This is a genomic window from Streptomyces sp. SCPE 10 (assembly GCF_051980735.1).
GTDB lineage: Bacteria > Actinomycetota > Actinomycetes > Streptomycetales > Streptomycetaceae > Streptomyces > Streptomyces misionensis.
In genome coordinates this window covers 5,287,929-5,313,164 of record NZ_CP197069.1, presented here as the reverse complement: position 1 = coordinate 5,313,164, position 25,236 = coordinate 5,287,929, and the positions used below count along the sequence as shown (strand labels likewise).

The window sequence follows — 25,236 nt, the reverse complement described above, 5'->3', positions numbered from 1 at the left end:
GTGGCGGTCCCCGCACTCCCCCCGTCATCAGCACTCCCGCGCATACAGGAGAATTCAGGCCATGAGCAACCCCCAGCAGCTGCGTTACAGCAAGGAGCACGAGTGGCTGTCGGGCGCCGACGAGGACGGCGTCTCGACGATCGGCATCACCGAGTTCGCGGCCAACGCGCTCGGCGATGTGGTCTACGCCCAGCTCCCGGCCGTCGGCGACACCGTGACCGCGGGCGAGACCTGTGGTGAGCTGGAGTCCACCAAGTCGGTCTCCGACCTGTACTCCCCCGTCACCGGCGAGGTCACCGCGATCAACGAGAACGTCGTGGACGACCCGTCGCTCGTGAACTCCGAGCCCTTCGAGGGCGGCTGGCTGTTCAAGGTCCGCGTCTCGCAGGAGCCGCAGGACCTGTTCTCCGCCGCCGAGTACGACGCCCACATCGCCGGCTGAGGAGTCGTAGCCCCATGAGTGTCCTGAACACGCCCCTGCACGAGCTGGACCCCGAGGTCGCGGCCGCGGTCGACGCCGAGCTGCTGCGCCAGCAGTCCACGCTGGAGATGATCGCGTCCGAGAACTTCGCGCCGCTCGCGGTGATGGAGGCGCAGGGCTCGGTCCTCACCAACAAGTACGCCGAGGGCTACCCGGGCCGCCGCTACTACGGCGGCTGCGAGCACGTCGACGTCACCGAGCAGATCGCCATCGACCGGATCAAGGAGCTGTTCGGCGCCGAGTACGCCAATGTGCAGCCCCACTCCGGCGCCTCCGCCAACCAGGCGGCCCTGTTCGCGCTGGCCCAGCCCGGCGACACCATCCTCGGCCTGGACCTGGCGCACGGCGGCCACCTCACCCACGGGATGCGGCTGAACTTCTCCGGCAAGCAGTTCAACGTGGTCGCCTACCACGTGGACGAGGAGACCGGCCTGGTCGACATGGCCGAGGTCGAGAAGCTCGCCAAGGAGCACCGCCCCAAGGTGATCATCGCCGGCTGGTCGGCGTACCCGCGGCAGCTGGACTTCGCCGCGTTCCGCCGGATCGCCGACGAGGTCGAGGCCTACCTGTGGGTCGACATGGCGCACTTCGCGGGCCTGGTCGCGGCCGGTCTGCACGCCAACCCGGTCGAGCACGCGGACGTGGTCACCTCCACGACCCACAAGACCCTGGGCGGCCCGCGCGGCGGCATCATCCTCGCGAAGAAGGAGTTCGCGAAGAAGCTGAACTCCTCCGTCTTCCCGGGCTTCCAGGGCGGCCCCCTGGAGCACGTGATCGCGGCCAAGGCGGTCTCCTTCAAGGTCGCCGCCTCGGAGGACTTCAAGGAGCGCCAGCGCCGTACGGTGGAGGGTGCCCGCATCCTCGCCGAGCGCCTGACGGCCGACGACGCCCGCGCGGCCGGGGTGAACGTGCTGTCCGGCGGCACGGACGTGCACCTGATCCTGGTGGACCTGCGCGCCTCCGAGCTGGACGGGCAGCAAGCGGAGGACCGCCTCCACGAGGTGGGCATCACGGTCAACCGCAACGCCGTCCCGAACGACCCGCGGCCCCCGATGGTCACCTCGGGACTGCGGATCGGCACGCCCGCCCTCGCCACCCGCGGCTTCACGGCCGAGGACTTCGCCGAGGTCGCGGACGTGATCGCCGAGGCGCTCAAGCCGTCCTACGACGCGGAGTCCCTCAAGGCCCGGGTGAAGGCCCTGGCCGACAAGCACCCGCTTTACCCGGGTCTGAGCAAGTAAGTCACCTGGTGGGGCACTCGACGAGGAGTGCCCCGCCACTGCCCCAAGGAGTGACCGTGGCCATCTCGGTCTTCGACCTGTTCTCGATCGGCATCGGTCCGTCCAGTTCCCACACGGTGGGCCCGATGCGCGCGGCGCGGATGTTCGCCCGCCGACTGCGCAACGAGGGACTGCTGGACTCGGTCGCCGCCCTGCGCTGCGAGCTGTACGGCTCGCTCGGCGCGACCGGGCACGGCCACGGCACCCCCAAGGCGGTCCTGCTGGGGCTGGAGGGCGCCTCCCCGCGCACGGTGGACGTGGAGACCGCCGACGAGCGGGTCGAGTCGATCAAGCGGGCCGGCCGGCTCTCCCTGCTCGGCGAGCACGAGATCGTTTTCTCCTTCGACGACGACCTGGTCCTGCACCGCCGCAAGGCCCTGCCCTACCACGCCAACGGCATGACGGTATGGGCGTACGACGCCTCGGGCGCGGAGGTGCTGACCAAGACGTACTACTCGGTCGGCGGCGGCTTCGTCGTGGACGAGGACGCGGTCGGCGCGGACCGGATCGTGCTGGACGACACGGTCCTCAAGTACCCCTTCCGCACCGGCGACGAGCTGCTGCGCCTGACGCAGGAGACCGGTCTGTCGATCTCCTCGCTGATGCTGGAGAACGAGCGCGCCTGGCGCACCGAGGACGAGATCCGCGCGGGCCTGCTGGAGATCTGGCGGGTGATGCGGGCGTGCGTGCAGCGGGGCATGACCCGCGAGGGCATCCTGCCCGGCGGCCTCAAGGTGCGCCGGCGCGCGGCCGTCTCCGCCCGTCAGCTGCGCGCCGACGGCGATCCGCTGGCGCACGCGATGGAGTGGATCACGCTCTACGCGATGGCGGTGAACGAGGAGAACGCGGCCGGCGGCCGGGTGGTGACCGCACCGACCAACGGCGCGGCCGGCATCATCCCCGCCGTTCTGCACTACTACATCAACTTCGTGCCGAACGCGGACGAGGACGGCGTGGTCCGCTTCCTGCTGGCCGCGGGCGCGATCGGCATGCTCTTCAAGGAGAACGCCTCCATCTCCGGCGCCGAGGTCGGCTGCCAGGGCGAGGTGGGCTCCGCGTGCTCCATGGCGGCGGGCGCGCTCGCCGAGGTGCTGGGCGGCACGCCCGAACAGGTGGAGAACGCGGCCGAGATCGGCATGGAGCACAATCTGGGCCTGACCTGCGACCCGGTCGGCGGCCTGGTGCAGATCCCGTGCATCGAGCGCAATGGCATGGCCGCGGTGAAGGCGGTCACGGCCGCCAAGATGGCGATGCGCGGGGACGGTTCGCACAAGGTCTCCCTCGACAAGGTCATCAAGACCATGAAGGAGACCGGCGCGGACATGTCGGTGAAGTACAAGGAGACGGCGCGGGGCGGGCTCGCGGTGAACATCATCGAGTGCTAGGGCGGCTCCGGCCGCCTCGGTGCGGTCCGCCGGCGGTGTTCGGCGGCTGGACGTCACCCGCCGGCGGCGGGCCGCGCCTCCGGGCGGTCGGCCGCCAGGAAAGGGCGGAGCAGGGCGAGCAGCGCCCGCGGCCGGTGCAGCGGAATGATGTGGCCGCAGTCCTCGATGACGTGCCCGGTGAGGTCGTCGGCGATCGGCCGGAGCTGGTGTTCCAGCGCCGCGCCGACGGGCTGCGCGCCCACCGCCATCGTCGGCACCGTCAGCCGCGCGGCTGCCACGGCCCGCTCGATCTGTAGCGCGCTCTGCGGCAGTGCCCGGTAGGAGGAGAACGCGCAGCGCAGCGCCTGGCGGCCGGTGTAGGCGCGGACGAAGGCGTCCCGCAGCGGCGGGCGCACGCCGTCACCGAGGGTGCCCGCGCGGAGGAACCAGTCGACGTAGTGGGCCTCTCGGCCTTCCAGGACCGTCTCGGCCAGGCCCGGAACGGCGTGGAAGCCGAACCACCAGGGAGGGCCGTCGGCGAGGAAGTCCTCGGCGCCGGGCAGCCTGCCCAGCAAGGACTCCATGACGACGAGCCGCCGCACCCGGTCGGGACGGCGCAGGGCGAGGAGGAAGGCCGGCGGGGTACCCGCGTCGATGCCCACCACGGCGGCCGAGGAGACCCCGAGCGCCGTGAGCAGGGCCGCGGCGTCGTCGGCCAGGGACTGCGCGTCGTACCCGGTTTCGGCTCGGCCGCTCGCGCCGAAACCGCGCAGGTCGGGTGCGATGACCCGGTACCGGTCGGACAGGTCCGCCATGACCTCCGTCCACACTTCCCAGGTGTGGGGGAAGCCGTGCAGCAGCAGGACGGCCGGACCCGATCCGTCGACGGCCACGTTCAGCTCGACGCCGTTGACGGACACGGAACGCAACTCGGGCATGCGGAACTCCAGGTGCAGGCTGGTAACCATGGGTGACAACCTCACGCTAGGGAACTAGCCTTGGCCTTCCAAGAAGGCACTTTCCCCACAGGTGGTGAGCTGCGGGTGACCACGGCGAAGCCGGCCCGGCGCGGAGATCTGCTCGATCCCCGGTGTCCGACACGGCAGTTGCTCGACCGCATCGGCACCAAGTGGACCTCGATGGCGGTCAAGGCGCTGGCCGAGGCGGCCCCGGCCGAGGTCCGCTTCGCCGAGCTGCGGCGCCGTATGCCGGGCATCTCGCAGAAGATGCTCTCCGTCACCCTGCGCAGCCTCGTCCGCGACGGTCTGGTGGCCCGTCGCGTGGAACCCACCGTGCCGCCCGGCGTCCACTACCGGCTCACCGACCTCGGTCTCTCGCTCGAAGCCCCGCTGTCCGCGCTGCGCACCTGGGCCGAGACGCACATGGCGGAGATCGAGCGCAACAACCGGCTCGCCGACGACATCGACCGGCCCGCCGGCGAAGCCTGACCGGGGGTCCGCGCCGGCGGGCGCCCCCTGGTCGCGCCGTACCGCGCCGACGGGGTTCACCGGGCTCCGGCGTGAGCGGACGCGCCGCCGGTGGTGGTTCCGTGCGGTCGCGCATCGATGGGATCCGGTATCCGGAACGCCCCGTGACCGGGGCAAGTTTCCGGGGGGCCGTGCGGCGGGCACACACTCTGCATGCTCCACGGCATCGACGTAAGTTCCTTCCAGTCCTCGTCATATGACACGGACGGGCTCTCCTTCGTCTTCATGAAGGCGACGGAGGGCCGTTCGTACGTCAATCCCCGGCTCACCGCCCAGACCAAGACAGGCCGCGACGCCGGACTGGTCGTGGGCTTCTACCATTTCCTGTGGCCCGGCAACCTCGACGCCCAGGCGGACCACTTCCTCCAGCACACCCCGGAGCGCCCCGGCGACATCCTGGCCGTCGACTGGGAGGGCACCAGCGACGGCAGTCACGCCAGCAACGCGGAGAAGGACTCGTTCATCCGCAAGTTGAAGCAACTGCGCCCGCACAACCGGGTCATGCTCTATTGCAATCGCGAGTTCTGGTTGAACGTCGACCGGACGTCCTACGCGGGCGACGGTCTGTGGATCGCCGACTACGTGACGGCGGGCAAGCCCCGCATCAAGGCGAAGTGGCGCATCCACCAGTACTCCAGCCAGCCCCACGACAAGAACGTGGCCGACTTCGCCTCCAAGGACGCGCTGAAGGAGTGGGCGGGCGGCTGACGCGCCCAGGGGTGCCCGCTCCCGTCAGAAGGGGCACCCCCGCGAAGCCGCGTCACTTGTTCAGGTAGGTCCAGAACTCGTCGAACGACAGGACCTTGTCGCCGTTGAGGTCGCGGGAGCCGATGATCGCCTCGGCCACCGTGTCGGTGACGTTCCAGTCGCCCCCCTGGGCCAGGGCGGACTTGAACTCGGCGGCGGTGATGAACCCGTCGCCGTCCGCGTCGATCCGCTGGAATTCCTTGCGTGCTGCCTCGATGTCCGCCACCGATCCGCCCCTTTTCGTTCGTGTTTCTCATGCCGTGCAGGCGTACTGACGCTGGTCAGATTAGCTGTCCGCGTGGGCGCGGAGCGCGGCGACCACCCAGGCGAAGTCCTCGGCGTGCGGCGGCGCCGGGGCGCGGTTGACGAGGGCGATCAGTTCCCGGTAACGGGCGACGCGCTCGTTGAAGCCGACGGTCATGCGGTCCAGGACGTCCGCCCGGTCGGCGTCCCCGAAGAGGTCGCGCAGGACCGCGTCCGCCTCCGGCGACCCGGGGTCGATACCGCGCTCGCGGGCCGGGGCGGCCACCTCCACCAGCCGCTTGGCGAACCAGAGGGAACGGCCGTCGGGCCGGCCCGACGCCCCGTCCGCCGCGTTGAACTCCATCGCCCGGCGCATCTGCGCGCGGAAGTCGGGGTCCTGGATCATCTCCGCCAGCTCCACCCACGCGTCGACCTCCTCGGGGGTGGGGTCGTCCGCCGGCTCGACGGTGATGGCGTGCATGCGTTCGCGCACCTCGGGGTCGACGGCATCGAGGCCGTGCAGGGTCTGCGCCACGAACTCCGTCATGATGCGCTGCCGTTCGCCGGCCGACAGCCGGGCCAGTCTGTTCATCAGGGTCGTCTCCTCCACGGTCGAGTCGCGCCGTGCGATGGTCGACAGCACCGCGCGGGTCACCCTCAGCGACCTGATCTGCGCGTCGAGGGCCGCCACATGGGTGGCCGCCACCTCCGCCACGGTCCGCTCCCCCGCCAGCACCCGGCGCACGTCGTCCAGGCCGAGGCCCAGCTCGCGCAGGGTGCGGACCAGTTCGAGGCGGGCCACCGAGGCCGCGTCGTAGAGGCGGTAGCCGCCCGGGGAGCGGGTCACCGGGGCGAGCACGTCCTCGTCGGACCAGTAGCGGATGGTGCGCACGCTCAGTCCGGTGGCCCTGGCCAGCTCCCCGATGGTGAGAAGTCCGGTCCCGTCGTCGTTCATGTCTGGGAGTCTGGACCTTCCAGTGGGTGGAGACTCAAGGAGCGGTCTTGGAGACCTTGCGGGAGATTCTGGACCACGCCGCGCGGGACGTCTTTCCGGCCGCGGACGGCCGTACGCGCGTCGTGCCGCAGCCCTCGCCCCGGGACGCGGCGGTGCTGGCGTTCACCGCGCACAGCGTGGTGGTCACGGACGAGGACCCCGCCTGGGTGGAGGCGGCGCTGCGCGGCCTGGACTGCGATCCGCTGGCGGGCGCCCTGCACCCGGCGTTCCTCGCCGCGCTGCTGGAGCGGACCGGGCGGCGGGCGGAGACGGTGGACGCGCTGCTGGTGGGCGCCCCGCTGCCGGGTGCCCCCGCGCTCGCGCTGACCGAGATCCGGGACGCCGGCCATCCGCGGATCCGGTACGCGCGCGAGCGCCGTGACGAGGTGCGGGCCTGGCAGGCGGACGGCGGGGTGCTGGTGCTGGGGCGGGGGTTGGGCGGGCGGCTGGAGGTCGCGGTGGAGGTGGACGAGCAGGCGCGGGAGAAGGGCCTGGGACGGTTGCTCGCGGGGGCCGCCCGGCAGCTGGCCGGCGAACCGCTGTGGGCGCAGGTCGCGCCGGGGAACGCCCGGAGTCTGCGGGCGTTCCAGGCGGCCGGTTACCGTGCGGTCGGCGCGGAGCTGCTGCTTCAGCGGAAGATGCCCGTGTGCCCCAGTGAGTAGCGGCCCGGCTGGGGGTAGACGGCGAGGCCGTGCGGGCCGCTGCCGACCGGGATGCGGGCCAGTTCCCTGCCGGTGCGGGTGTCGATGGCGTACACCTCGGCGTCGTACCGGCCGGACAGCCACAGGACCTTGCCGTCGGCGGAGACGCCGCCCATGTCGGGGCTGCCGCCGCCGGGCAGTTCCCACTTCTTGGTGAGCCGGTTCCGGGTGAAGTCGAAGACGGAGATGGTGCCCTCGCCTCGGTTGGAGACGTACATCTCGCGGGAGTCGCGGCTGATGTAGAGGCCGTGGGCGCCCTTGCCGGTGGGCAGGAGCCTGGGCCGGGTGAACTTGTCGCCGTCCAGCACCCACACGCCGTTGGCCATCATGTCGGCGATGTAGAACAGCTTGCCGTCCGGGGAGACCTTGACGTCCTGCGGCATGGAGCCCTGCACGGGCAGCTTCTCCTGGCGGACCACCTCCATCCGCGCGGTGTCGACCTTGAGGATCTCGCCGCTGAACTCGCAGGAGACGATGAAGTAGCGGCCGTCGCGGGAGAAGTCGGCGTGGTTGACGCCGTAGCAGGTGACGGGGACCGCCTTGACGGTCTTCATGGTGTGGGCGTCCCGGAAGACCAGCTGGCGGTCCATGGAGGCCATGACGACGGCGTACTTGCCGTCGGGCGTGAAGTACAGGTTGTACGGGTCGTGCACGTCGACCGGCTTGCCCGCCTTGCCGGTGCGCGGGTCGATGGGGGTCAGGCTGTTGCCGAGGTCGTTGTTGACCCACAGGGTCTTCAGGTCCCAGGAGGGCACGACGTGCTGGGGCTGGCGGCCGACCGGGATGGTCTCGATCACCTTGTAGGTGGCGGGGTCGATGACGGTGACGGTGTCGGAGTTGGTGTTGGGGACGTAGATCCGGGAGGGGAAGTCCTTGACCACCGGGGAGAGGCGGCCCGGCCGGTCGGCCGCGTAGACGTCGTCGGGGTCCTCGACCGGGGGCATGCCGGGCAGCACGTTCACCCGGGCCCGGTCCACCTGCGGCTGGGCGGGCGGCTTGCTGCCGAGCGCCGCGTTCCCGGAGTGCGTGCCGCCGCTGCACGCGGAGACCAGGGCCAGGGCGGTGAGGGCGGCACCGGCTGCCAGCCGGCGGGCGGCTTTCGTGGTTCGCATCAGCTCAGCAGCTCCGTGGTGGTGACGGCGCGCAGGCCGCGGCGGTCGAGTTCCGTCAGGACGTCGGGGAGGGCGGCGACCGTGTCCTCGTACCCGAAATGCAAACTCACCACCGAACCCCCGCGCACCTCCGAGAGGACCTTGCGGGTGACGGCGGCGGCGCCGGGGCCGGTGTAGTCGAGTGAGTCGACGTCGTAGGACAGCACGTGCGGGTATCCGGCCTGCTGGGCCAGGCGGGTGACGAGCGGGGAGGCGGTGGGCGAGCGGGAGGGACGGAACCAGGTGCCGATGGAGCCGGTGAGGCGTACGAGCCGGTCGGCGCAGTCGGTGATCTCCTTGCGGGCCTCGGCCTCGGGGAGGTCGTTGACGGAGATGTGGTGCTGGGTGTGGTTGCCGAGGTCGTGGCCGCCGTCGAGGATGCGGCGGGCGAGGTCGGGGTGTTCGTCCAGCCAGGTGCCGACGGCGAGCACGGTGAGGTGGGCGCCGTGCCGTTCCGCGGTGGTGAGCAGGTCGTGGGCGAGGGCGGGGTCGCCCTGGCCGTGGAAGGTGAGGGCGACCAGGGGGCGGGTGCGCGGGCCGTGGGTGATCTGGGCGGGCTGCCCGGGGTAGGCGCGGGGGGCGGGGGCCGGGTGGGCGGAGGTCTTCGCGGCGGGGGCGGGGGACTTCGGGGACGGGGCGCTGGGGGCGGCGGACCGGGCGGCGGGTTCGGTGCCGCAGCCGGCGGCGAGCGCGCCGCCCGCGACGAGCCCGGCACCCGCGCGCAGCACATCACGACGGTTGGTGGTGGTCACGCGGGCCATTTAAAGCGGGAAAGGTAAGAAAAGCGCGTTTTATCCGAATTGGTCGACCGGCCACGCGTCGCGCCGCCGTGGCACCCCGGTGAACCTCTCGGCACCCGGCTCCCCCGGCGCGCGGCGCCCCGGCGCGTGCCCTCCTACCGGTCGCTCACCCGCATCTCGAACCACGTCGTCTTGCCGCGCGGCAGCAGGTCGACGCCCCAGCGGTCGGAGAGCTTGTCGACCAGGAAGAGGCCGCGGCCGCTGACGTCCAGTTCCTGGACCGGCATCAGACAGGGCAGCCCGCGCGAGGGGTCGCGGACCTCGACCCGCATCCAGCCGGGGCGGCAGCGCATCCGCAGTCCGAAGACCCGGGCGCCGGTGTGCCGTACGGCGTTGCCGACCAGTTCGGAGACGAGCAGGACGGTGTCCTCGGTCAGCTTGGGGCTCAGCCGCCAGGTGCGCAGGACGACGACCTGGGCGAGGCGGCGGGCGGTGGCGGCGGATTCCGGGCGGGACGGCAGCTGCACCTCGCGCTCCGTCGGATTGCCGAACAGTTCGAGCGCCTTGAGCGCCTGTTCGTCCTCGACCGTGGGCGACCAGCGTGCCGCGGACGCGCGGCTGTGTCCCCGCGGCTGTTCGATGCCCTCCAGCCCCGCCATGCCCCCATGATGGCCGTCCGGCGCCGTCTTGGTGGGCGTTCCGGAGGAATACGCCCCCCGCACGCCCCCGTCTCGCACCACCCGACCGGCATATGCCGTTGGCATCTCAATGGCCGGTACACCCCACCTGAGCTGCGATGACGACTCACTTTCGGGCAATCGCCGGGCTCCCTCGACGTGACGGACTTAAGGGTGCCTTAAGGTTCCCATAATCCGCCCCATCGAGGGACGCGAACGAGACGGCGCGTCAACTATGAGTGGACGCGCGGTAGTTCATTCAACTACCACTGGTCGTTGAACACGAACTCCCCGCCGTTCAGAGGAACTTGGCCTTGCCCGGCCCCTCCTCGACGAAGCTGCGCATACCCCGCTCGCGGTCCTCGGTGGCGAACAGGCCCGCGAACCAGTTGCGCTCGACGGCGAGCCCGGTGTCGAGGTCGGTCTCCAGACCGGTGTCGACGGCCTCCTTGGCGGCGCGCAGCGCGATGGCCGGGCCCTGGGCGAGCCGCGCGGCCCAGGCGTGCGCCTGCTCGTAGACCTCGGCGGCCGGGACGACCCGGTCCACCAGGCCGATCGCGAGGGCCTCGTCGGCCTTGACCATGCGGCCGGTGAAGATGAGGTCCTTGGCCTTGGAGGGGCCGACCAGACGGGGCAGGCGCTGGGTGCCGCCGGCGCCCGGGATCAGGCCGAGCAGGATCTCGGGCTGGCCGAGCTTGGCGTTCTCGGCGGCGATGCGGTAGTCGGCGCACAGGGCGAGTTCGCAGCCGCCGCCGAGCGCGTAGCCGGTGACGGCGGCGACGACGGGCTTGGGGATGCGGGCCACGGCGGTGAAGGAGTCCTGGAGGGCGCGGGCACGCAGGACCATCGCGGTGTGGTCCATGTTCTGCATCTCCTTGATGTCCGCGCCCGCCGCGAACACCCGCTCCCCGCCGTAGATCACCACGGCGCGCACGTCCTCGCGGCGCGTGGCCTCCTCGGCGAGTTCCTTCAGCCGGTCCTGGGTGGCGACGTCCAGCGCGTTCATCGGGGGACGGTCCAGGCGCAGGGTGCCGACGCCTTCGGCGACTTCGAGAGTGACGGTCATGCAGGTCAGGTTAACGGCCACTAACGGCGGCGGGCCCGGTGCCGTAGGTCACAGCACCGGGCCCGCACGCGCGGCGGCCTACTTCTTCCAGTCCGCCCAGGACATGTTCCAGCCGTTGAACCCGTTGCCCGGGTCCACGGTGCGCTCGTGGGAGCGCTTGACGACCACCACGTCGCCGATGATCGAGTGGTTGAAGAACCACGCGGCCGGGGTCGAGGAGTCGTAGCCGCCCTTCACGTCGCGCAGGCCGATGCAGCCGTGGCTGGCGTTGTAGTTGCCGAAGGCGCCGCCGCCCCAGTAGTTGCCGTGGGCGAAGGTGCCGGAGGTGGTCAGGCGCATGGCGTGCGGGACGTCCTTGATGTCGTACTCGCCGCCGTAGCCGACCGTCTCGCCGTTCATCCGGGTCACGGTCAGCTTCTCGCTGATGACCATCTGGCCGTTCCAGGTGTCGTAGCCGGGCTTGCCGGTGGTGACCGGGAGGGTCTTGATCGTCTTGCCGTCCCGGGTGACCGTCATCGTGTGCTTGCTCGCGTCCACGACGGAGACCTGGCTGCGGCCGATGGTGAACTTCACGGTCTTGTGCTGCTTGCCGTAGACGCCGTCACGGCCCTCGACGCCGTCCAGGTCGAGGTCGACGGTGACCTTGGTGCCGGCCTTCCAGTAGTGCTCGGGGCGGAAGTCCAGGCGGTCGTTGCCGAACCAGTGGCCCTCGACGTCCACCGGCGGGTCGGTCTTGATCCTGATGGACTTCTCCACGGCGTCCGGGTGGGTGATGCCCCGGGTGAAGTTGACGGAGAACGGCATCCCGACGCCGACGGTGGAGCCGTCGTCCGGGGTGAAGTTGCCGACGAAGGTGCTCTTCGGCGTGAGGGTGGTGAAGCTGGAGTCCTTGGCGGTCGCGCGTCCGTCGGTGTCCTTGGCGACCGCGTGCACGGTGTACTTGGTGTCGGCCGCCAGATGCGACGACGGCGTCCAGGTGGTGCCGCCGCCGGTGATGCCGCCGGCGACCGTCGCGCCCTTGGCGTCCTTGACGGTGACCTCGGTCAGCTTGCCCCGGGCCGCGCTGACCTTGAGCGCTCCGCTGGTGTCGACGTCCGTGGCGCCCGCGGCGGGCGCGATGCTGACGGCGGCGGTGGACGCCCTGCCCTGCTGGGTCGCGGCGGCGCCCTTGTCCTTGCCGGCGTCCTTGCCGCCGCCGCAGGCCGCGAGCGACAGCACCAGCGCGCCGGCTATGAGCCCCCCTGCCGCGCGCCCCCGCCGCCCCGCCACCGACGCCCCCGATATCGGCCGCACGTTCAAGTTGTTCTCCCCTCGCCGGGCCTGCTCGGCCCGCTCCCCACCACATCGGTGCGCGCATATTAACTGCCCGGATTTGAGCGGGGTGTCAGGCGTAGGTCACTGTTCCGTCGCAACTTCCGCCCGGCACCCGCACTTTCCCCCCGCGCGCCGCCTCGTGGCCGTCCCCCGGGGTCACTTCACCGCGGCACCCGCCTTCCAGGCCGCCCAGGTCATGTTCCAGCCGCTCAGGCCGTTGCCCGGGTCGACGGTCTTGTCCCGGCTGTTGACGATCTCGACGACGTCACCGATCAGGCTGCGGTCGAAGAACCACCCGGCGGGCGTGTCCGAGCTGCCGCCCTGGACGTCCCTGAGACCCACGCAGCCGTGGCTGACATTGGACACGCCGGGCGCGGTCGGGTCCCAGTAGTTGCCGTGCAGGAAGGTGCCGGAGTCGGTGAGCCGCATGGCGTGCGGGACGTCGGGGATGTCGTACTCGCCGCCGAAGCCGACCGTCTGACCGTTCATCCGGGTCTCCTCCAGCATGTCCATCACCACCATCTTCCCGTTGTAGGTGGGGGTGTCGGGGGCGCCCGCGGTGATCGGGACGGTGGCGAGCAGCCGGCCGTCGCGCCGCACCTCCATGGTGTGCGCCGCCGCGTCGACCAAGGAGGTCTGGCTGCGCCCGATGGTGAAGGAGAACGACTTGGCCTGGAGCCCGAAGACGCCCTTGGCGGCCTCCACGTCGCGCAGGCCCAGGTCGACGGTGACCTTGGTGCCCGGCTTCCAGTACCGCTCGGGCCGGAAGTCCAGCCGGTTCTTGCCGAACCAGTGCGGGCGGATCTCCACCGGGGGCCGGGCGCTCACGCGCACCGCGCGTTCGACGGCGGCCTTGTTCACGATGTCCGTGCTGAAGGCCAGGGAGACGATCATCCCGGTGCCGACGACGGAGCGGTCCTCGGGGGTGGCGTAGGCGATGAACCGCTTGTCGGGGACGTAGGTGGTGAACCAGGTGTGCCGGGCCGAGCGGTGGCCCGCGGCGTCCAGCGCCACCGCGTCCACCGTGTATCGGGCGGCGAGCGCCAGCCGGTCGTCGTCCGGCCGCCAGGTCAGCCCGTCGGTGCTGAGGTGCCCGGAGACCGGGGTGGCCCGCGCGTCCTGCTCCTTGACGACCCTCACCTTCTCCAGGCGCCCGTCGGGCACCCGCACCCGCAGCCGCCCGCTCCGCGGGACGGCCGTGCTGCCGTCGTCCGGGGTGACGCGGATCGCGTCCCGGGGTGCCGGTGTTCCGCCGGACCCACCGCCGAGGCCCAACGGGCCCGAGCCCGCGGTGCATCCGGCCAGCAGTCCAGCCCATGTCAGTACGGCGGCCAGTGCGCCCGCCGCGCGCCGTGCGCGTCCTTTTACGTGCCTCACGCGGTACCCAACGACGACGCACGCTCCGGGGAAACGTGAGTGCGAGCCATGCGGTGGGCAGAACAGTGGGAAGGACGACACGTCAGGGAAGCCGCGCCCGCACCGAAGCCGCCGGGCCGTGGCCGCACCGGGTGGCCGAAGGGGCCGGCGGCCCGGCGCGGCGGCCCGCGCCGCTCCCGGGCCGAGCCACGGGAAGAGGGGCCGACAGGTGACGAGCGCAGCCGAGCAGCGGGCACCGGCCACGGCGTCCTCCACGAACGGCGTCCGGCGTGCCGCGGTGCCCGCGCCGGTGGTGTGGCCGGGGGCGCCCACCCCGCTGGGGGCCCGCTTCCGGACCGGTCCGGACGGGGTGGCGGGCACCAACTTCGCGCTGTGGGCGGCGGGCGCGGAGGCGGTACGGGTGTGCCTGTTCGACGCGGACGGCCGGGAGACCCGGATCGAGCTGACCGAGCTGACGCACGAGATCTGGCACGGCTTCGTGCCCGGGGTGCTGCCGGGGCAGCGGTACGGCTACCGGGTGGACGGCCGCTGGGACCCGTGGACCGGCGCCCGCTGGAACCCGGCGAAGCTGCTGCTGGACCCGTACGCGCGTGCGGTGGACGGCGAGTTCACGCTGCCGCCGCAGGTGTACGGGCATGTGCGGGACTGGCCGGAGCAGCATGTCGCCGACACCGTGCGCGACGAGCGGGACTCGGCGCCGTACGTCCCCAAGGGGGTCGTCGTCCACGATGACGACGACTGGTCCGACGACCGCCGCCCCAAGACGCCGTGGGCGGACTCGGTCATCTACGAACTGCACGTGCGCGGCTTCACCAAGCTCCACCCGGACATCCCCGAGGAGCTGCGCGGCACCTACGCGGGACTCGCCCATCCGGCCGCCGTCGAGCACCTGGTGAAGCTGGGCGTCACCGCCGTGGAGCTGCTGCCGGTGCACCAGTTCGCGCACGAGGACCACCTGCTCCGCCGGGGCCTGAGCAACTACTGGGGCTACAACAGCATCGGCTACTTCGCCCCGCACGCGGCCTACGCGGCCACCGGTACCACCGGGGCGCAGGTGGGCGAGTTCAAGCGGATGGTGCGCGCGCTGCACGCGGCCGGCATCGAGGTCATCCTCGACGTGGTCTACAACCACACCGCGGAGGCGGGCGAGCTGGGCCCGACGCTGTCCCTGAAGGGCATCGACAACCGCGGCTACTACCGGCTCCAGGGCGACGCCCGCCGCTACGCCGACTACACCGGCTGCGGCAACACCCTGCACGTGGTGCGGCCCCAGGTGCTGCGGCTGATCACCGACTCGCTGCGGTACTGGGTGACCGAGATGGGCGTGGACGGCTTCCGCTTCGACCTGGCGGCGGCGCTGGCCCGCTCCATGCACGACGTGGACATGCTCTCCCCGTTCCTCGCGGTGATCGCCCAGGACCCGGTGCTGCGCCGGGTCAAACTCATCGCCGAGCCCTGGGACATCGGCTCCGGCGGCTACCAGGTGGGCGCCTTCCCGCCGCTGTGGGCGGAGTGGAACGACCGCTACCGCAACGCGGTGCGGGACTTCTGGCGGCACGCGCTGCCCGACGTGCGCGAGATGGGCTACCGGCTGTCCGGCTCCAGCGACCTGTACGCCTGGGGCGGGCGGCGCCCGTACGCCTCGGTCAACTTCATCACCGCGCACGACGGCTTCACGCTGCGCGACCTGGTGTCGTACGAGCGCAAGCACAACGAGGCCAACGGGGAGGACAACCGGGACGGCACCGACGACAACCGGTCCTGGAACTGCGGGGCGGAGGGCGAGACCGACGACGAGGCGGTCCGCGCCCTGCGCCGCCGCCAGCTGCGCAACCTGCTCACGACCCTGCTGCTGTCCACGGGGGTGCCCATGCTGGTGGCCGGTGACGAACTCGGCCGCACCCAGGGCGGTAACAACAACGCCTACTGCCAGGACAACCCGACCGGCTGGCTGGACTGGTCGCTGCTGGCCGAGCCCGGCTGGCGGGCCCTGTACGACCTCACCGTGCGGCTGATCGGGCTGCGCCACCGGCATCCGGTGCTGCGCCGCCGTGCCTTCTTCTCCGGCCGGGCGCAGAGCGCGGACGGGCTGCGGGACCTGGCCTGGTTCACGGCGCGGGGCGCGGAGATGACCGAGGGCGACTGGTACGCGCCCGCCGCCACCCTCGGCATGTACCTCTCCGGACGGGACATCCCGGGCCGCGACGAGCGGGGCGCGCCGGTGACGGACGACAGCTTCCTCGCCGTGCTGCACGCGGGCGAGCGGCCGACGGGCTTCGTGCTGCCGGGCGCGCCGTGGGCCGAACGGTACGAGGTGGTGGTGGACACCTCCCGCGAGGAGCAGGCCGGTGCCCCGGGTACGGTGCTCGCGGCGGGCACGGAACTGACGGTGCCGGGGCGGACGGTGCTGCTGCTGCGGGTGGTCTGACGGCGGGCGCCGGCCGTGCGTGACGCGGATCACGCCTGCCGGGTGCAGCGCGCGAGGGGGTCCAGGGCCTTTCTCCTGGTGTAGAGCGCCGGCGAGAACGGGGACCGTGGGAATGGAGCAGGCTCGGGCCGGTGAGTACGACGCGTTCGTGGCGGCCCGCTGGTCGGTCCTGTGCCACCTGGCCCGTCTGCTCACCGGGGGCGATCGGCACCGTGCCGAGGACCTGTTGCAGGACGCCCTGGTCAAGCTGTGGTTCGCCTGGCCGCGGGTGGCCGACGAGGCGCCGGAGGCGTATGTGCGCACGGTGCTGGCGCGGGCGGCGGCCCGCTCGGCCCGCCGGCGCTGGTGGGGCGAGCGGCCGGTGGAGGAGCTGCCCGAGGTGGCGGCGGCCGGTGATCTGTCGGCGACCGTGGCGGAACGCTCCCGGCTGGAGGCGGCGCTGGCCCGGCTGACGCCGCGGCAGCGGGCGGCCGTCGTGCTGCGCTACTACCAGGACCTGCCGGACCGGCAGGTCGCCCAGACGCTGGGCTGCCCGGTGGGCACCGCCCGGTCCCATGCCGCGCGCGGGGTGGCCCGGCTGCGGCAACTGCTGTCGGACGTCATCGAGCCGGTGGGGTGAGAGGGGTCATGGAGCCCGGGAGTCAGGTGGACGAGATCGACGGCGGGGACGGATTCGAACGGCGGCTGGCGACGCTGATGCACGGCACGCTGGAGCCGGCCCCGTTCGAGCCCCGGCACCGCGAGCGGCTGCGCGCGGGCGTGCGCGCCCGCCGCCGGGTGCGCGCGGTGTACCGGGCCGCGGGCTCGGCGGCGGTGGTGGCGGGGCTCGGGCTCGGGCTGTTCCTGTGGCCGCACGGGCACACCGAGAACCTGCCGGGCGCGCCGGTGCCCGGGCCCGCCACCAGCCCGGCACCCGGACCGTCCGTCTCCCGGACGCCGTCGCCGGCCACGCAGCCCCCGGACCCGCCCGGCACCTCGCCGAGTTCGACACCGACCGACCGGCCGGGTTCGCCGCCGACCACGTCGTACCCGCCGGGTGGCCCCGCGACGAGCGTCGCGCCGCCGCCCACCGCCACCATGTCCGCCCACCGTTGACGGGGAACCACCTGATGAACCTCCGACCGGGCCGGGTCCCGGCCCCGGCGCCCCGGCGCGCCCCGCTGCCCACGCACCACGACGAGCCCGTGCTGGACGTGGCCGTGCCGGTGTTCAACGAGGAGAAGGACCTGGCGCCGAACGTCCGCAGGCTGCACGCCCATCTGCGGGACACGTTCCCGTACCCCTACCGGATCACGATCGCCGACAACGCGAGCACCGACCGCACCCCGCTCATCGCCGCCGCTCTGGCCTCCGACATCGCGGAGGTGACCTCGCTGCGGCTGCCCGAGAAGGGCCGCGGCCGGGCGCTGCGGGCGGCCTGGTCGGGTTCGCGGGCCCCGGTGCTCGCGTATCTGGACGTCGATCTGTCCACCGGTCTCGCGGCGCTGCTGCCGCTGGTCGCCCCGCTGATATCGGGCCACTCCGACCTGGCCATCGGCACCCGGCTGGCGAGCGGCGCCCGGGTGGTGCGCGGCCCCAAGCGCGAGGTCATCTCGCGCTGTTACAACACGCTGCTGCGCTGCACGCTGTCCGTCGGCTTCTCGGACGCGCAGTGCGGGTTCAAGGCGGTGCGGCGCGAGGCCGCCGAGCTGCTGCTGCCGCTGGTGCGGGACGGCGAGTGGTTCTTCGACACCGAGCTGCTGGTGCTGGCCGAGCGGGCCGGGCTCAGGATCCACGAGGTGCCGGTGGACTGGGTGGACGACCCGGACAGCAGCGTCGACATCCTCGCCACGGCGCTGGCCGACCTGCGCGGCATCGTCCGGATGCGGCGCACCCTGGCCGCGGCCGGCCGCCGTCCGGGTGCGGGCGTATGACCGCGATCCTGCCGCGCCCGCGGCCCCTCGCCCCGGTCACCGGGCCCGGCCTCCGGTTCCGGGCGGCGGCCCGCCGGCACGGCCCGGTGCTGGCCCTGTTCGGGGCGCTGAAGCTGACCGGTTTCTGCTCGTTCATGTACCTGCTGTCCTCCGCCGGGGACTACCGCGCCAAGGACCCCCGGTTCGGCGGCGGCGCGCACGCCTGGGACGTGCTGGCCACCTGGGACGGCTGGTGGTACCAGCAGATCGCGCTGCACGGCTACGACCCGAAGCTGGTCCCGGTGCCCGGCGCCACCGGTCTGATCACGCTGGAGGGCAACTCGGCGGCGTTCTTCCCGCTGTACCCGGCGCTGATGCGGCTGACCTCCGCGGTGACCGGACTCGGCTCGTACGGCGCCGGAATCCTGGTGTCGGTCCTCGCGTCCTTCGCGGCGGCGCTCGGCGTCTACGCGGTGGCGGAACGCTTCGGCGGCCGGCGCGCCGGGCTGGCGGCGGCCGGGCTGTGGGCGGTGTGGCCGGGCTCGGGCGTGGAGTGGGCGGTCTACTCCGACTCCCTCTACGTGGCCCTGGCCGCCTGGGCCTGCCATGCCGTGCTGACCCGGCGCTGGCTCACCGCCGGGGTGCTCACCTTCGCGGCCGGCCTGAACCGGCCCACGGCCGGCGCGCTGATCGCCGCGCTCGCCGTGGCCGCGCTGCTGGCGCTGCGCCGCCGCGAGGACGGGGCGCTGCGCCCGCTGCTCGCGCTGGCCGTCGCCCCGCTCGGGCTGCTCGGCTATCTGCTGTGGGTCGGCGACCGGATGGGCGACCTCGGCGGCTACTTCAAGCTCCAGTCGGGCGCGTGGGCGCACAGCTTCGACTTCGGCAGCCAGACCCTGGACGTGCTGACCTCGGTGCCGGTGGGCCACTTCGGCGGCTATCTGTTCGCGTACCCGTTCGCGGACATGATCGGGGTCGCCGTCGTGGTGCTCGCCCTCGCGCTGCTGCCGCTGCTGCTGCGGCTGCGCCCGCCGGCGGTGCTGGTCGTGTACACGGTGCTGACCCTCGCGCTGGTCCTCGGCAGCCAGCAGATCTTCGCCAACGTCTCGCGCTATCTGCTGCCCTGCTTCCCCCTGTTCCTGCCGCTCGCGGCGGCCCTGCGCCGGCTGTCCCTGCCCGTGCTGTGCACCCTGCTCACGGTGGCGGCGCTGGCCTCCGGCTCGTACGCGGGGTACGCGCTGTTCGAGCTGGGAGTGCCGTGACCGGGCCCCGCCACAGCACCTCGCCCTCGTCCACCCGGTCCGTCGGGCGCAGCCCGAGCGCCCGGGCGATGCCGGCCGACGCCCGGTGCCCGGGGTGGATGTGTGCGGTCAGTGCGGCCACTCCGTGGTCGCGCAGCCGGCCGGCCATGGCCAGGGCTCCTTCGCCGCCGTAGCCCCGGCCCTGGTGGGGGACGCCGATCACCCAGGCGAGTTCGGCCTCGAGGCCGCCCCATTCGGGGCGGGAGAGGGTGGCCTGGACGGTGCCGACGAGCCGCCCGTCGGCGAGCCGCCGCAGCATCCAGTTCAGCCAGCCGTGCCGGCCGTCCGGGGACCGCCCGGCCGACTGCCGCCGGTACTTCGCCGCCAGCTCGTCGAGGGTGCACGGCGTTCCGCCGGTCCACTCGTGCAGGCGTACGTCGTCGAGGACGGCGACGGCCTCGCGGGCGTGCCCCACCCGCAGCGGTTCGAGGCACAGGCGGGCCGTCGGTACGGGGGTGGCGCTCGGCCAGAGCGGGGTGTCGGTCACGGGGTTCCGCTCAGGCCAGGCTGTCCCGCCAGGCCTTGTGCAGGCCCGCGAAGTTCCCGGTGCCCGCGACGAGTTCGGCGGGGCGGCCGTCCTCGATGATCCGGCCCTCGGCCATCACCAGGACGCGGTCGGCGATCTCGACGGTGGACAGGCGGTGCGCGATGACGACGGCGGTACGGCCGCGCAGCACCGTGGACATCGCGCGCTGCACGGCCCGTTCCCCGGGGATGTCGAGGGAGCTGGTGGCCTCGTCCAGGATCAGCACGGCCGGGTCGGCGAGCAACGCGCGGGCGAACGCGACCAGTTGGCGCTGGCCGGCGGAGATGCGGCCGCCGCGCTTGCGGACGTCGGTGTCGTAGCCGTCGGGCAGGGCGCTGATGAACTCGTGGGCGCCGATGACCTTCGCGGCCCGCTCGATCTCCGCACGGCTCGCGTCCGGGCGGCCGATCGCGATGTTGTCGGCGACCGTGCCGGAGAACAGGAACGCCTCCTGGGTCACCATCACCACCCCGCGCCGCAGCTCGGCCGTGGGCAGGTCGCGCAGGTCCACCCCGTCCAGCAGCACCCGCCCCTCGGTGGGGTCGTAGAAGCGGGCGAGCAGCTTGGCCAGCGTGGACTTGCCCGCGCCCGTGGAGCCGACGACGGCCACCGTCTGCCCGGCCGGGAGGGTCAGGTCGAAGCGGGGCAGCACCTCGCCGCCGGTGCGGTAGGCGAAGCGGACCCCCTCGAAGACCACCTCGCGGCCCGGGAAGTCCCGCGCCACCGCCGGGAGTTCGCGCGGCTCGCGGGGCTCGGGCACCGACGGCGTCTGCGCCAGCAGGCCCGCGATCTTCTCCAGGGAGGCGGCGGCCGACTGGTAGGAGTTCAGGAACATCCCGAGCCGGTCGATCGGGTCGTACAGCCGGCGCAGGTACAGCACGGCCGCCGCCAGCACGCCCAGCTCCAGCGTGCCGTCGGCCACCCGGTAGGCGCCCCAGAGCACGATCCCCGCGACCGCCGTGTTGGCCACCAGCCGGGAGCCCACCACATAGCGGGCCATCTCCAGCAGCGAGTCGCCGTTGGCCCGTTCGTGCCGGCGGTTGAGCACCGCGAACTCGGCGTCGTTGGCCGCCTCCCGGCGGAACGCGCGCACCGGCCGGATGCCGTTCATCGTCTCCACGAACTTCACGATCACCGCCGCGATCGCCGTGGAGCGCACCCGGAACACCCGCCCCGCGCGCCGCTGGTAGAGCCGGACCAGGAAGTACAGCGGCACGAAGGAGGCCACCGCGACCGCGCCGAGCCCGAGGTCCAGCCAGAGCAGCGTGGCCGCGATGTAGACGAACGACAGCACCACCGTGACCAGTTCCTGGAGCCCCTCCTCCAGGAGTTCGCGCAGGGACTCGACGTCCGTGGTGGAGCGGGAGATCAGCCGCCCGGAGGTGTACCGCTCGTGGAAGTCGACGCTCAGCGCCTGCGCGTGCCGGAAGATGCGTCCGCGCAGGTCGAGCAGCACGTCCTGGCTGACCCGGGCGGAGGTCTGGACGAACGCGACCTGGAGTCCGCCGGAGACCAGGGCGCACAGCAGATAGCCGGCGCCCACCGCGATCAGCGGCCCGTGCCGGTGGTCGCGGAACGCCGGTACGGCGCGGTCGATGGCGTACGCCACCAGCAGCGGGCCCGCCTGCACCGCCGCCTGCTGGAGCAGCAGGAGGGCGCAGGTGAGGGCGACGCGGGCCCGCATCGGGGCGAGCAGGGAGCGCAGCAGGGCGGCCGTGGCGCCGGGCGGGGTGGGCAGGACGTCCCGGTCGAAGGGGTCGTCGCCGTCCCGGCCGTCGGGGGGCGCGGTGGTGTTCGCGGGGGTGGGGGCGGTCAACGGGAGTCCTCCTGTTCCCCGGACATGAGGTGGGCGTACTCGGCGTTGCCGCGCAGCAGTTCCTGGTGGGTGCCGACGGCGGCGATGCGGCCGCCGGACAGCAGGGCGACCCGGTCGGCGAGCAGCACGGTGGAGGGGCGGTGGGCCACGATCAGCGCGGTGGTGTCGGCGAGCACCCGGCGCAGCGCGGCCTCCACGGCGGCCTCGGTGTGCACGTCCAGGGCGGACAGCGGGTCGTCCAGCACCAGGAACTCGGGCCGGCCGACGACCGCGCGGGCCAGCGCGAGCCGCTGGCGCTGGCCGCCGGACAGGCTCAGGCCCTGCTCGCCGACCCGGGTGCCGGTGCCCTGCGGGAGGGCGTGCGCGAAGTCGGCCTGCGCGATGGCGAGGGCACGGTCGAGCTCGGCCTCGCCGGTGCCCTCCGGGGCGCCCATCAGGACGTTCTCGCCGACGGTCGTGGAGAACAGGGTCGGTTCCTCGAAGGCCACGGCGACCTTCTTCCGCAGCTCCTCGCGGGGCATCTCGGTGATGTCGACGCCGTTCAGGGTGATCCGGCCCGAGGTGATCTCGTGCAGGCGGGGGACGAGGGAGGTGAGCGTGGTCTTGCCGCTGCCGGTGGCGCCGACCAGGGCCATGGACTCGCCGGGGCGGATGTGGAGGTCGATGCCGGTCAGCAGGGGCGGGGAGTCGGGGGGCGCGTCGGGGTAGCGGAACCGGACGCCCTCGAAGCGCAGCCCGTCGCCCGGCCGGCCCCGGCCACTGGTCTCGGCCGGGGCCGGCCGGTCCTCGGGTTCCTCGTCCATCGCCTCGAAGTACCGCTCGGTGGCGGTCGCGGCCTCCTGGCTCATCGCCAGCAGGAACCCGATGGAGTCGACCGGCCAGCGCAGCGCGAGCGCCGTGCTGAGGAACGCCACCAGCGTCCCCGCCGACAGTCCCCCGTCGGCGACCCGGACCACGCCCAGCACCAGTGCCGCCCCGATCGCCAGCTCGGGCAGCGTGACGATGACCCCCCAGATCGTGGCCAGCAGCCGCGCCTTGTGCAGTTCGGTCCCGCGCAGTTCGCCGGAGAGGGCGGAGAACGCCCGGGTCTGGGCGCGGTGCCGCCCGAACCCCTTGACGATGCGGATGCCGAGCACGCTCTCCTCGACCAGCGTGGTCAGGTCGCCCACCTGGTCCTGCGCCCGTCTGGCCGCCCGCGCGTACCGCCCCTCGAAGACCACGCACGTCCACAGCACCGGCACGGCGGGCCCGAGCACGACCAGCCCGAGCACCCAGTCCTGGGCGAGCATGATGGCCACGCCGACGAGGATCGTGACGCCGTTGACCAGCAGGAAGGTCAGCGGGAAGGCGAGGAACATGCGCAGCAGCATCAGGTCGGTGGTGCCGCGCGACAGCAACTGGCCGGAGGCCCAGCGGTCGTGGAAGGCGACCGGCAGCCGTTGCAGGTGCCGGTAGAGCGAGGAGCGCATGTCCGCCTCGACCCGCGACAGCGGCCGGGCCACCAGCCAGCGCCGGACACCGAACAGCACGGCCTCGGCGATCCCGAGCAGCAGCAGGTACAGCGCGCCGAGCCAGACCCCGGCCGGGTCCCGGTCGGCCACCGGGCCGTCCACCATCCACTTGAGGACGAGCGGGATCACCAGCCCCGTACAGGAGGCGACGACCGCCACGAAGGCGGCCGTGCACAGCCGGGCGCGCACGGGCCGCACATACGGCCACAGCCGCAGCAGGGTGCGGACGGCGGAGCGGTCCTGGGTGGTTGAACGTGTCGTGGGCATCACAGGCGAGCGTACGGACCGGCCCCGGCCTCGCCCACCGAGTTTTGGCCGGACCCGGCTCGGCCGCTGGTCCTAAGACCGCGCCGGGGCCCGCGAGCCCGGCCTGATCCGAACGAGATGCCCAAGGGGTCGTAGGCCGCATCATCCGATCGGCCGATGCCGGTTCCAGCGGGCCGGCCGATGCCGCGCACACGGGCCGCGCGGGAGCCTCGGAGCATGCCATCCGTCATCGAAGTCACCGATCTGCGCAAGTCGTACGCCGGCCGCGCCGTGGTCGACGGGGTCTCCTTCGCCGTCGAGGAGGGCGAGATCTTCGGGATCCTCGGCCCGAACGGCGCGGGCAAGACCACCACCGTCGAGTGCGTGGAGGGGCTGCGAGAGCCCGACGCCGGCCGGGTCCGGGTCGCCGGGTTCGATCCCATGGCGGACCACGAGCGGGTCGCCCGCCTGCTCGGCGCCCAGCTCCAGCAGAGCGAGCTGCAACCGAAGCTGACCGTGCGCGAGGCGCTGGAGCTGTACGCGTCGTTCTACCCGGACCCGGCCGACTGGCGGCCGCTCGCCGAACGCCTCGGGCTCACCGCCCGGCTCGGCACCCGGTTCGCCAAGCTGTCCGGCGGTCAGCGCCAGCGCCTGTTCATCGCGCTGGCGCTCATCGGGAACCCGCGGGTCGTCGTGCTGGACGAGCTGACCACCGGCCTCGACCCGCGCGCCCGCCGGGACACCTGGCAGCTGATCGAGGACGTCCGCGCGAGCGGGGTCACCGTGCTGCTCGTCACCCATTTCATGGAGGAGGCGCAGCGGCTGTGCGACCGGATCGCGGTGCTCGACAAGGGGCGGGTCGCCGCGCTGGACACCCCGGCCGGGCTCATCCGCCGCTCGGCGGGCGCCACCGTCATCAGCTTCACCCCCTCGGCCCCGCTGGACGACCACGACCTCGCCGCCCTGCCGGCCGTCGCCTCGATCGCCCGCAAGGACGGCCGGATCACCCTGTCGGGCACGGACGAGACCGTGAACGCGGTCGTCACCCTGCTCGTCCGCCACCACGTCACCGCCCACGAGCTGCGCGTCACCGACGCCACGCTCGACGACGCGTTCCTCGACCTGACCAAGGAGGCCACGGCATGAACACCGCCGTCCTGCGCACGGAGTTCCGGCTGTTTCGCCGGGAGCCCGGTGCCGTGTTCTGGATCTTCCTGTTCCCGACGCTGCTGCTGGTGATCCTCGGCTCGATCCCCTCCTTCCGGGAGGCGGACACGTCCCTGGGCGGGCTGCGGCCGGTCGACGCCTACGTGCCGATCGCGGTGCTGATCGCCCTGATCATGTCCGGGGTGCAGTCGCTGCCGCAGGTGCTGACCGGCCACCGGGAGCGGGGGATCCTGCGCCGGATGCGGCTCACCCCGGTGCGGCCCGCCGTGCTGCTGTCCGCGCAGATGGTCATGACGGGCACGGTGGCGCTGGCCTCGGCGCTGCTCGCACTGGTCGTCGGCCGGCTCGCCTTCGACGTGCGGCTGCCCGCCCGGCCGGCCGGGTATCTGCTGGCCCTGCTGCTGGCGACCGCGTCGGCGCTCGCCCTCGGCTCCGTCGTCTCGGCGCTGTCCCGGACCACGAAGATCGCGGGCGCGATCGGCACGGCGGTGTTCTTCCCGATGATGTTCTGCGCGGGCGTGTGGCTGCCGGTGCAGGAGATGCCGCGCACACTGGCGCGCGTGGTGGAACTCACCCCGTTCGGGGCGGCGGCCCGTGCGCTGGGCGAGGCGGCGGCCGGGGACTGGCCCGGCTGGGGGCACCTCGGTGTGCTCGCGGCCTGGGCGGTGCTGCTGACGGCGGCCGCGGCCCGCTGGTTCCGCTGGGAGTGAACGTGGGGTGGCCGACACTG

General features: G+C 72.7%; 25 protein-coding genes. 13 read left to right on the top strand and 12 right to left on the bottom strand.

Translation table 11 applies throughout. The annotated features are described in order from the left end of the window. The first annotated feature begins 61 nt into the window (after positions 1–61). The 3 genes from gcvH to ACSP97_RS24690 are packed head-to-tail and all read left to right on the top strand — an operon-like array spanning position 62 to position 3,146. A complete protein-coding gene (gene gcvH, locus ACSP97_RS24700; RefSeq protein ID WP_074993390.1) occupies positions 62–442 on the top strand; it encodes a glycine cleavage system protein GcvH in 381 nt (126 codons plus the stop codon). Positions 443–456: 14 nt separating this feature from the next. Next, positions 457–1,722, top strand: a complete 1,266-nt coding sequence (gene glyA, locus ACSP97_RS24695) for a serine hydroxymethyltransferase (RefSeq protein ID WP_355532551.1) — start codon at positions 457–459, stop codon at positions 1,720–1,722. Between the two features lie 56 nt (positions 1,723–1,778). Next, positions 1,779–3,146 carry an L-serine ammonia-lyase gene (locus tag ACSP97_RS24690; protein ID WP_440554294.1) on the top strand — a complete coding sequence of 456 codons (1,368 nt, stop codon included), beginning with the start codon at positions 1,779–1,781 and terminating at the stop codon, positions 3,144–3,146. A 53-nt stretch (positions 3,147–3,199) separates the two neighbouring features. Here the strand turns inward: ACSP97_RS24690 and ACSP97_RS24685 are convergent, their stop codons facing one another. Continuing rightward, positions 3,200–4,063, bottom strand: coding sequence for an alpha/beta fold hydrolase (locus ACSP97_RS24685; protein ID WP_382011318.1), 864 nt, complete (start codon positions 4,061–4,063; stop codon positions 3,200–3,202). A gap of 105 nt (positions 4,064–4,168) precedes the next feature. Between ACSP97_RS24685 and ACSP97_RS24680 the strand changes: the two genes are divergently transcribed. Further along, complete coding sequence (locus tag ACSP97_RS24680) at positions 4,169–4,573, top strand: winged helix-turn-helix transcriptional regulator (RefSeq protein ID WP_388291344.1); 405 nt, start codon at positions 4,169–4,171, stop codon at positions 4,571–4,573. Between the two features lie 192 nt (positions 4,574–4,765). Further along, entirely contained in the window at positions 4,766–5,320 is a 555-nt protein-coding gene (locus tag ACSP97_RS24675; protein WP_364733843.1) for a glycoside hydrolase family 25 protein, read from the top strand. A 52-nt stretch (positions 5,321–5,372) separates the two neighbouring features. On the opposite strand, the gene ACSP97_RS24670 is transcribed toward ACSP97_RS24675, so the two are convergent. Together ACSP97_RS24670 and ACSP97_RS24665 are read right to left on the bottom strand one after the other, a co-directional pair. Further along, positions 5,373–5,585: an EF-hand domain-containing protein gene (locus ACSP97_RS24670; protein ID WP_070023098.1), complete on the bottom strand. Its 213-nt coding sequence runs from the start codon at positions 5,583–5,585 to the stop codon at positions 5,373–5,375. A 60-nt stretch (positions 5,586–5,645) separates the two neighbouring features. Then, positions 5,646–6,557: a helix-turn-helix domain-containing protein gene (locus ACSP97_RS24665; protein WP_440554291.1), complete on the bottom strand. Its 912-nt coding sequence runs from the start codon at positions 6,555–6,557 to the stop codon at positions 5,646–5,648. Positions 6,558–6,604: 47 nt separating this feature from the next. On the opposite strand from ACSP97_RS24665, the gene ACSP97_RS24660 reads away from it, so the two are divergent. Then, entirely contained in the window at positions 6,605–7,258 is a 654-nt protein-coding gene (locus ACSP97_RS24660) for a GNAT family N-acetyltransferase (RefSeq protein WP_440554289.1), read from the top strand. Here ACSP97_RS24660 and ACSP97_RS24655 read toward each other — a convergent pair. From ACSP97_RS24655 to ACSP97_RS24630, 6 genes are all read right to left on the bottom strand, one after another. Then, complete coding sequence (locus tag ACSP97_RS24655) at positions 7,225–8,409, bottom strand: YVTN family beta-propeller repeat protein (RefSeq protein WP_388291349.1); 1,185 nt, start codon at positions 8,407–8,409, stop codon at positions 7,225–7,227. The two genes, ACSP97_RS24660 and ACSP97_RS24655, sit on opposite strands and share 34 nt — an antisense overlap. Continuing rightward, complete coding sequence (locus ACSP97_RS24650; protein WP_422127818.1) at positions 8,409–9,209, bottom strand: polysaccharide deacetylase family protein; 801 nt, start codon at positions 9,207–9,209, stop codon at positions 8,409–8,411. Before ACSP97_RS24650 ends, ACSP97_RS24655 begins: the two co-directional genes overlap by 1 nt. Positions 9,210–9,343: 134 nt before the next feature. Continuing rightward, entirely contained in the window at positions 9,344–9,952 is a 609-nt protein-coding gene (locus ACSP97_RS24645) for an ATP-binding protein (protein WP_382011300.1), read from the bottom strand. A 211-nt stretch (positions 9,953–10,163) separates the two neighbouring features. Further along, complete coding sequence (locus ACSP97_RS24640; protein WP_355151724.1) at positions 10,164–10,931, bottom strand: enoyl-CoA hydratase/isomerase family protein; 768 nt, start codon at positions 10,929–10,931, stop codon at positions 10,164–10,166. A 78-nt stretch (positions 10,932–11,009) separates the two neighbouring features. After that, on the bottom strand, positions 11,010–12,230 hold the full coding sequence (locus tag ACSP97_RS24635; RefSeq protein WP_358273531.1) for a L,D-transpeptidase: 1,221 nt from the start codon (positions 12,228–12,230) through the stop codon (positions 11,010–11,012). Positions 12,231–12,401: 171 nt separating this feature from the next. Beyond that, a complete protein-coding gene (locus ACSP97_RS24630; protein WP_355151725.1) occupies positions 12,402–13,622 on the bottom strand; it encodes a L,D-transpeptidase in 1,221 nt (406 codons plus the stop codon). A gap of 208 nt (positions 13,623–13,830) precedes the next feature. Here ACSP97_RS24630 and glgX point away from each other — a divergent pair, with 208 nt between their 5' ends. The 5 genes from glgX (at position 13,831) to ACSP97_RS24605 (ending at position 19,201) form a co-directional block, all read left to right on the top strand. Continuing rightward, the gene (gene glgX, locus ACSP97_RS24625) at positions 13,831–16,050 is read left to right on the top strand and encodes a glycogen debranching protein GlgX (RefSeq protein ID WP_355325457.1); all 2,220 of its coding nucleotides are present in this window, start codon (positions 13,831–13,833) and stop codon (positions 16,048–16,050) included. Positions 16,051–16,162: 112 nt separating this feature from the next. Then, on the top strand, positions 16,163–16,669 hold the full coding sequence (locus ACSP97_RS24620; RefSeq protein WP_358677789.1) for a SigE family RNA polymerase sigma factor: 507 nt from the start codon (positions 16,163–16,165) through the stop codon (positions 16,667–16,669). Positions 16,670–16,677: 8 nt separating this feature from the next. Next, complete coding sequence (locus ACSP97_RS24615) at positions 16,678–17,145, top strand: hypothetical protein (RefSeq protein WP_355151728.1); 468 nt, start codon at positions 16,678–16,680, stop codon at positions 17,143–17,145. A gap of 14 nt (positions 17,146–17,159) precedes the next feature. Continuing rightward, entirely contained in the window at positions 17,160–17,963 is an 804-nt protein-coding gene (locus tag ACSP97_RS24610) for a dolichyl-phosphate beta-glucosyltransferase (protein ID WP_382011292.1), read from the top strand. Beyond that, positions 17,960–19,201: a glycosyltransferase family 39 protein gene (locus tag ACSP97_RS24605; RefSeq protein WP_355151729.1), complete on the top strand. Its 1,242-nt coding sequence runs from the start codon at positions 17,960–17,962 to the stop codon at positions 19,199–19,201. Before ACSP97_RS24610 ends, ACSP97_RS24605 begins: the two co-directional genes overlap by 4 nt. On the opposite strand, the gene ACSP97_RS24600 is transcribed toward ACSP97_RS24605, so the two are convergent. From ACSP97_RS24600 to ACSP97_RS24590, 3 genes are read right to left on the bottom strand one after another with little or no spacing between them, the layout of a single operon-like run. Beyond that, entirely contained in the window at positions 19,134–19,727 is a 594-nt protein-coding gene (locus ACSP97_RS24600; protein ID WP_355151730.1) for a GNAT family N-acetyltransferase, read from the bottom strand. The genes ACSP97_RS24605 and ACSP97_RS24600 overlap by 68 nt on opposite strands. Positions 19,728–19,737: 10 nt before the next feature. Next, a complete protein-coding gene (locus ACSP97_RS24595; RefSeq protein ID WP_355325463.1) occupies positions 19,738–21,582 on the bottom strand; it encodes an ABC transporter ATP-binding protein in 1,845 nt (614 codons plus the stop codon). Continuing rightward, positions 21,579–23,360, bottom strand: a complete 1,782-nt coding sequence (locus tag ACSP97_RS24590; protein ID WP_440554283.1) for an ABC transporter ATP-binding protein — start codon at positions 23,358–23,360, stop codon at positions 21,579–21,581. The genes ACSP97_RS24595 and ACSP97_RS24590 overlap by 4 nt, the downstream gene beginning before the upstream one ends. Positions 23,361–23,576: 216 nt before the next feature. On the opposite strand from ACSP97_RS24590, the gene ACSP97_RS24585 reads away from it, so the two are divergent. Both ACSP97_RS24585 and ACSP97_RS24580 read left to right on the top strand, forming a co-directional pair. Then, positions 23,577–24,485 (top strand): ABC transporter ATP-binding protein, encoded by a 909-nt coding sequence (locus tag ACSP97_RS24585; protein WP_440554282.1) that lies wholly within the window; start codon positions 23,577–23,579, stop codon positions 24,483–24,485. Next, positions 24,482–25,216: an ABC transporter permease gene (locus tag ACSP97_RS24580; protein WP_355151734.1), complete on the top strand. Its 735-nt coding sequence runs from the start codon at positions 24,482–24,484 to the stop codon at positions 25,214–25,216. Before ACSP97_RS24585 ends, ACSP97_RS24580 begins: the two co-directional genes overlap by 4 nt. The last annotated feature ends 20 nt before the right edge of the window (positions 25,217–25,236 follow it).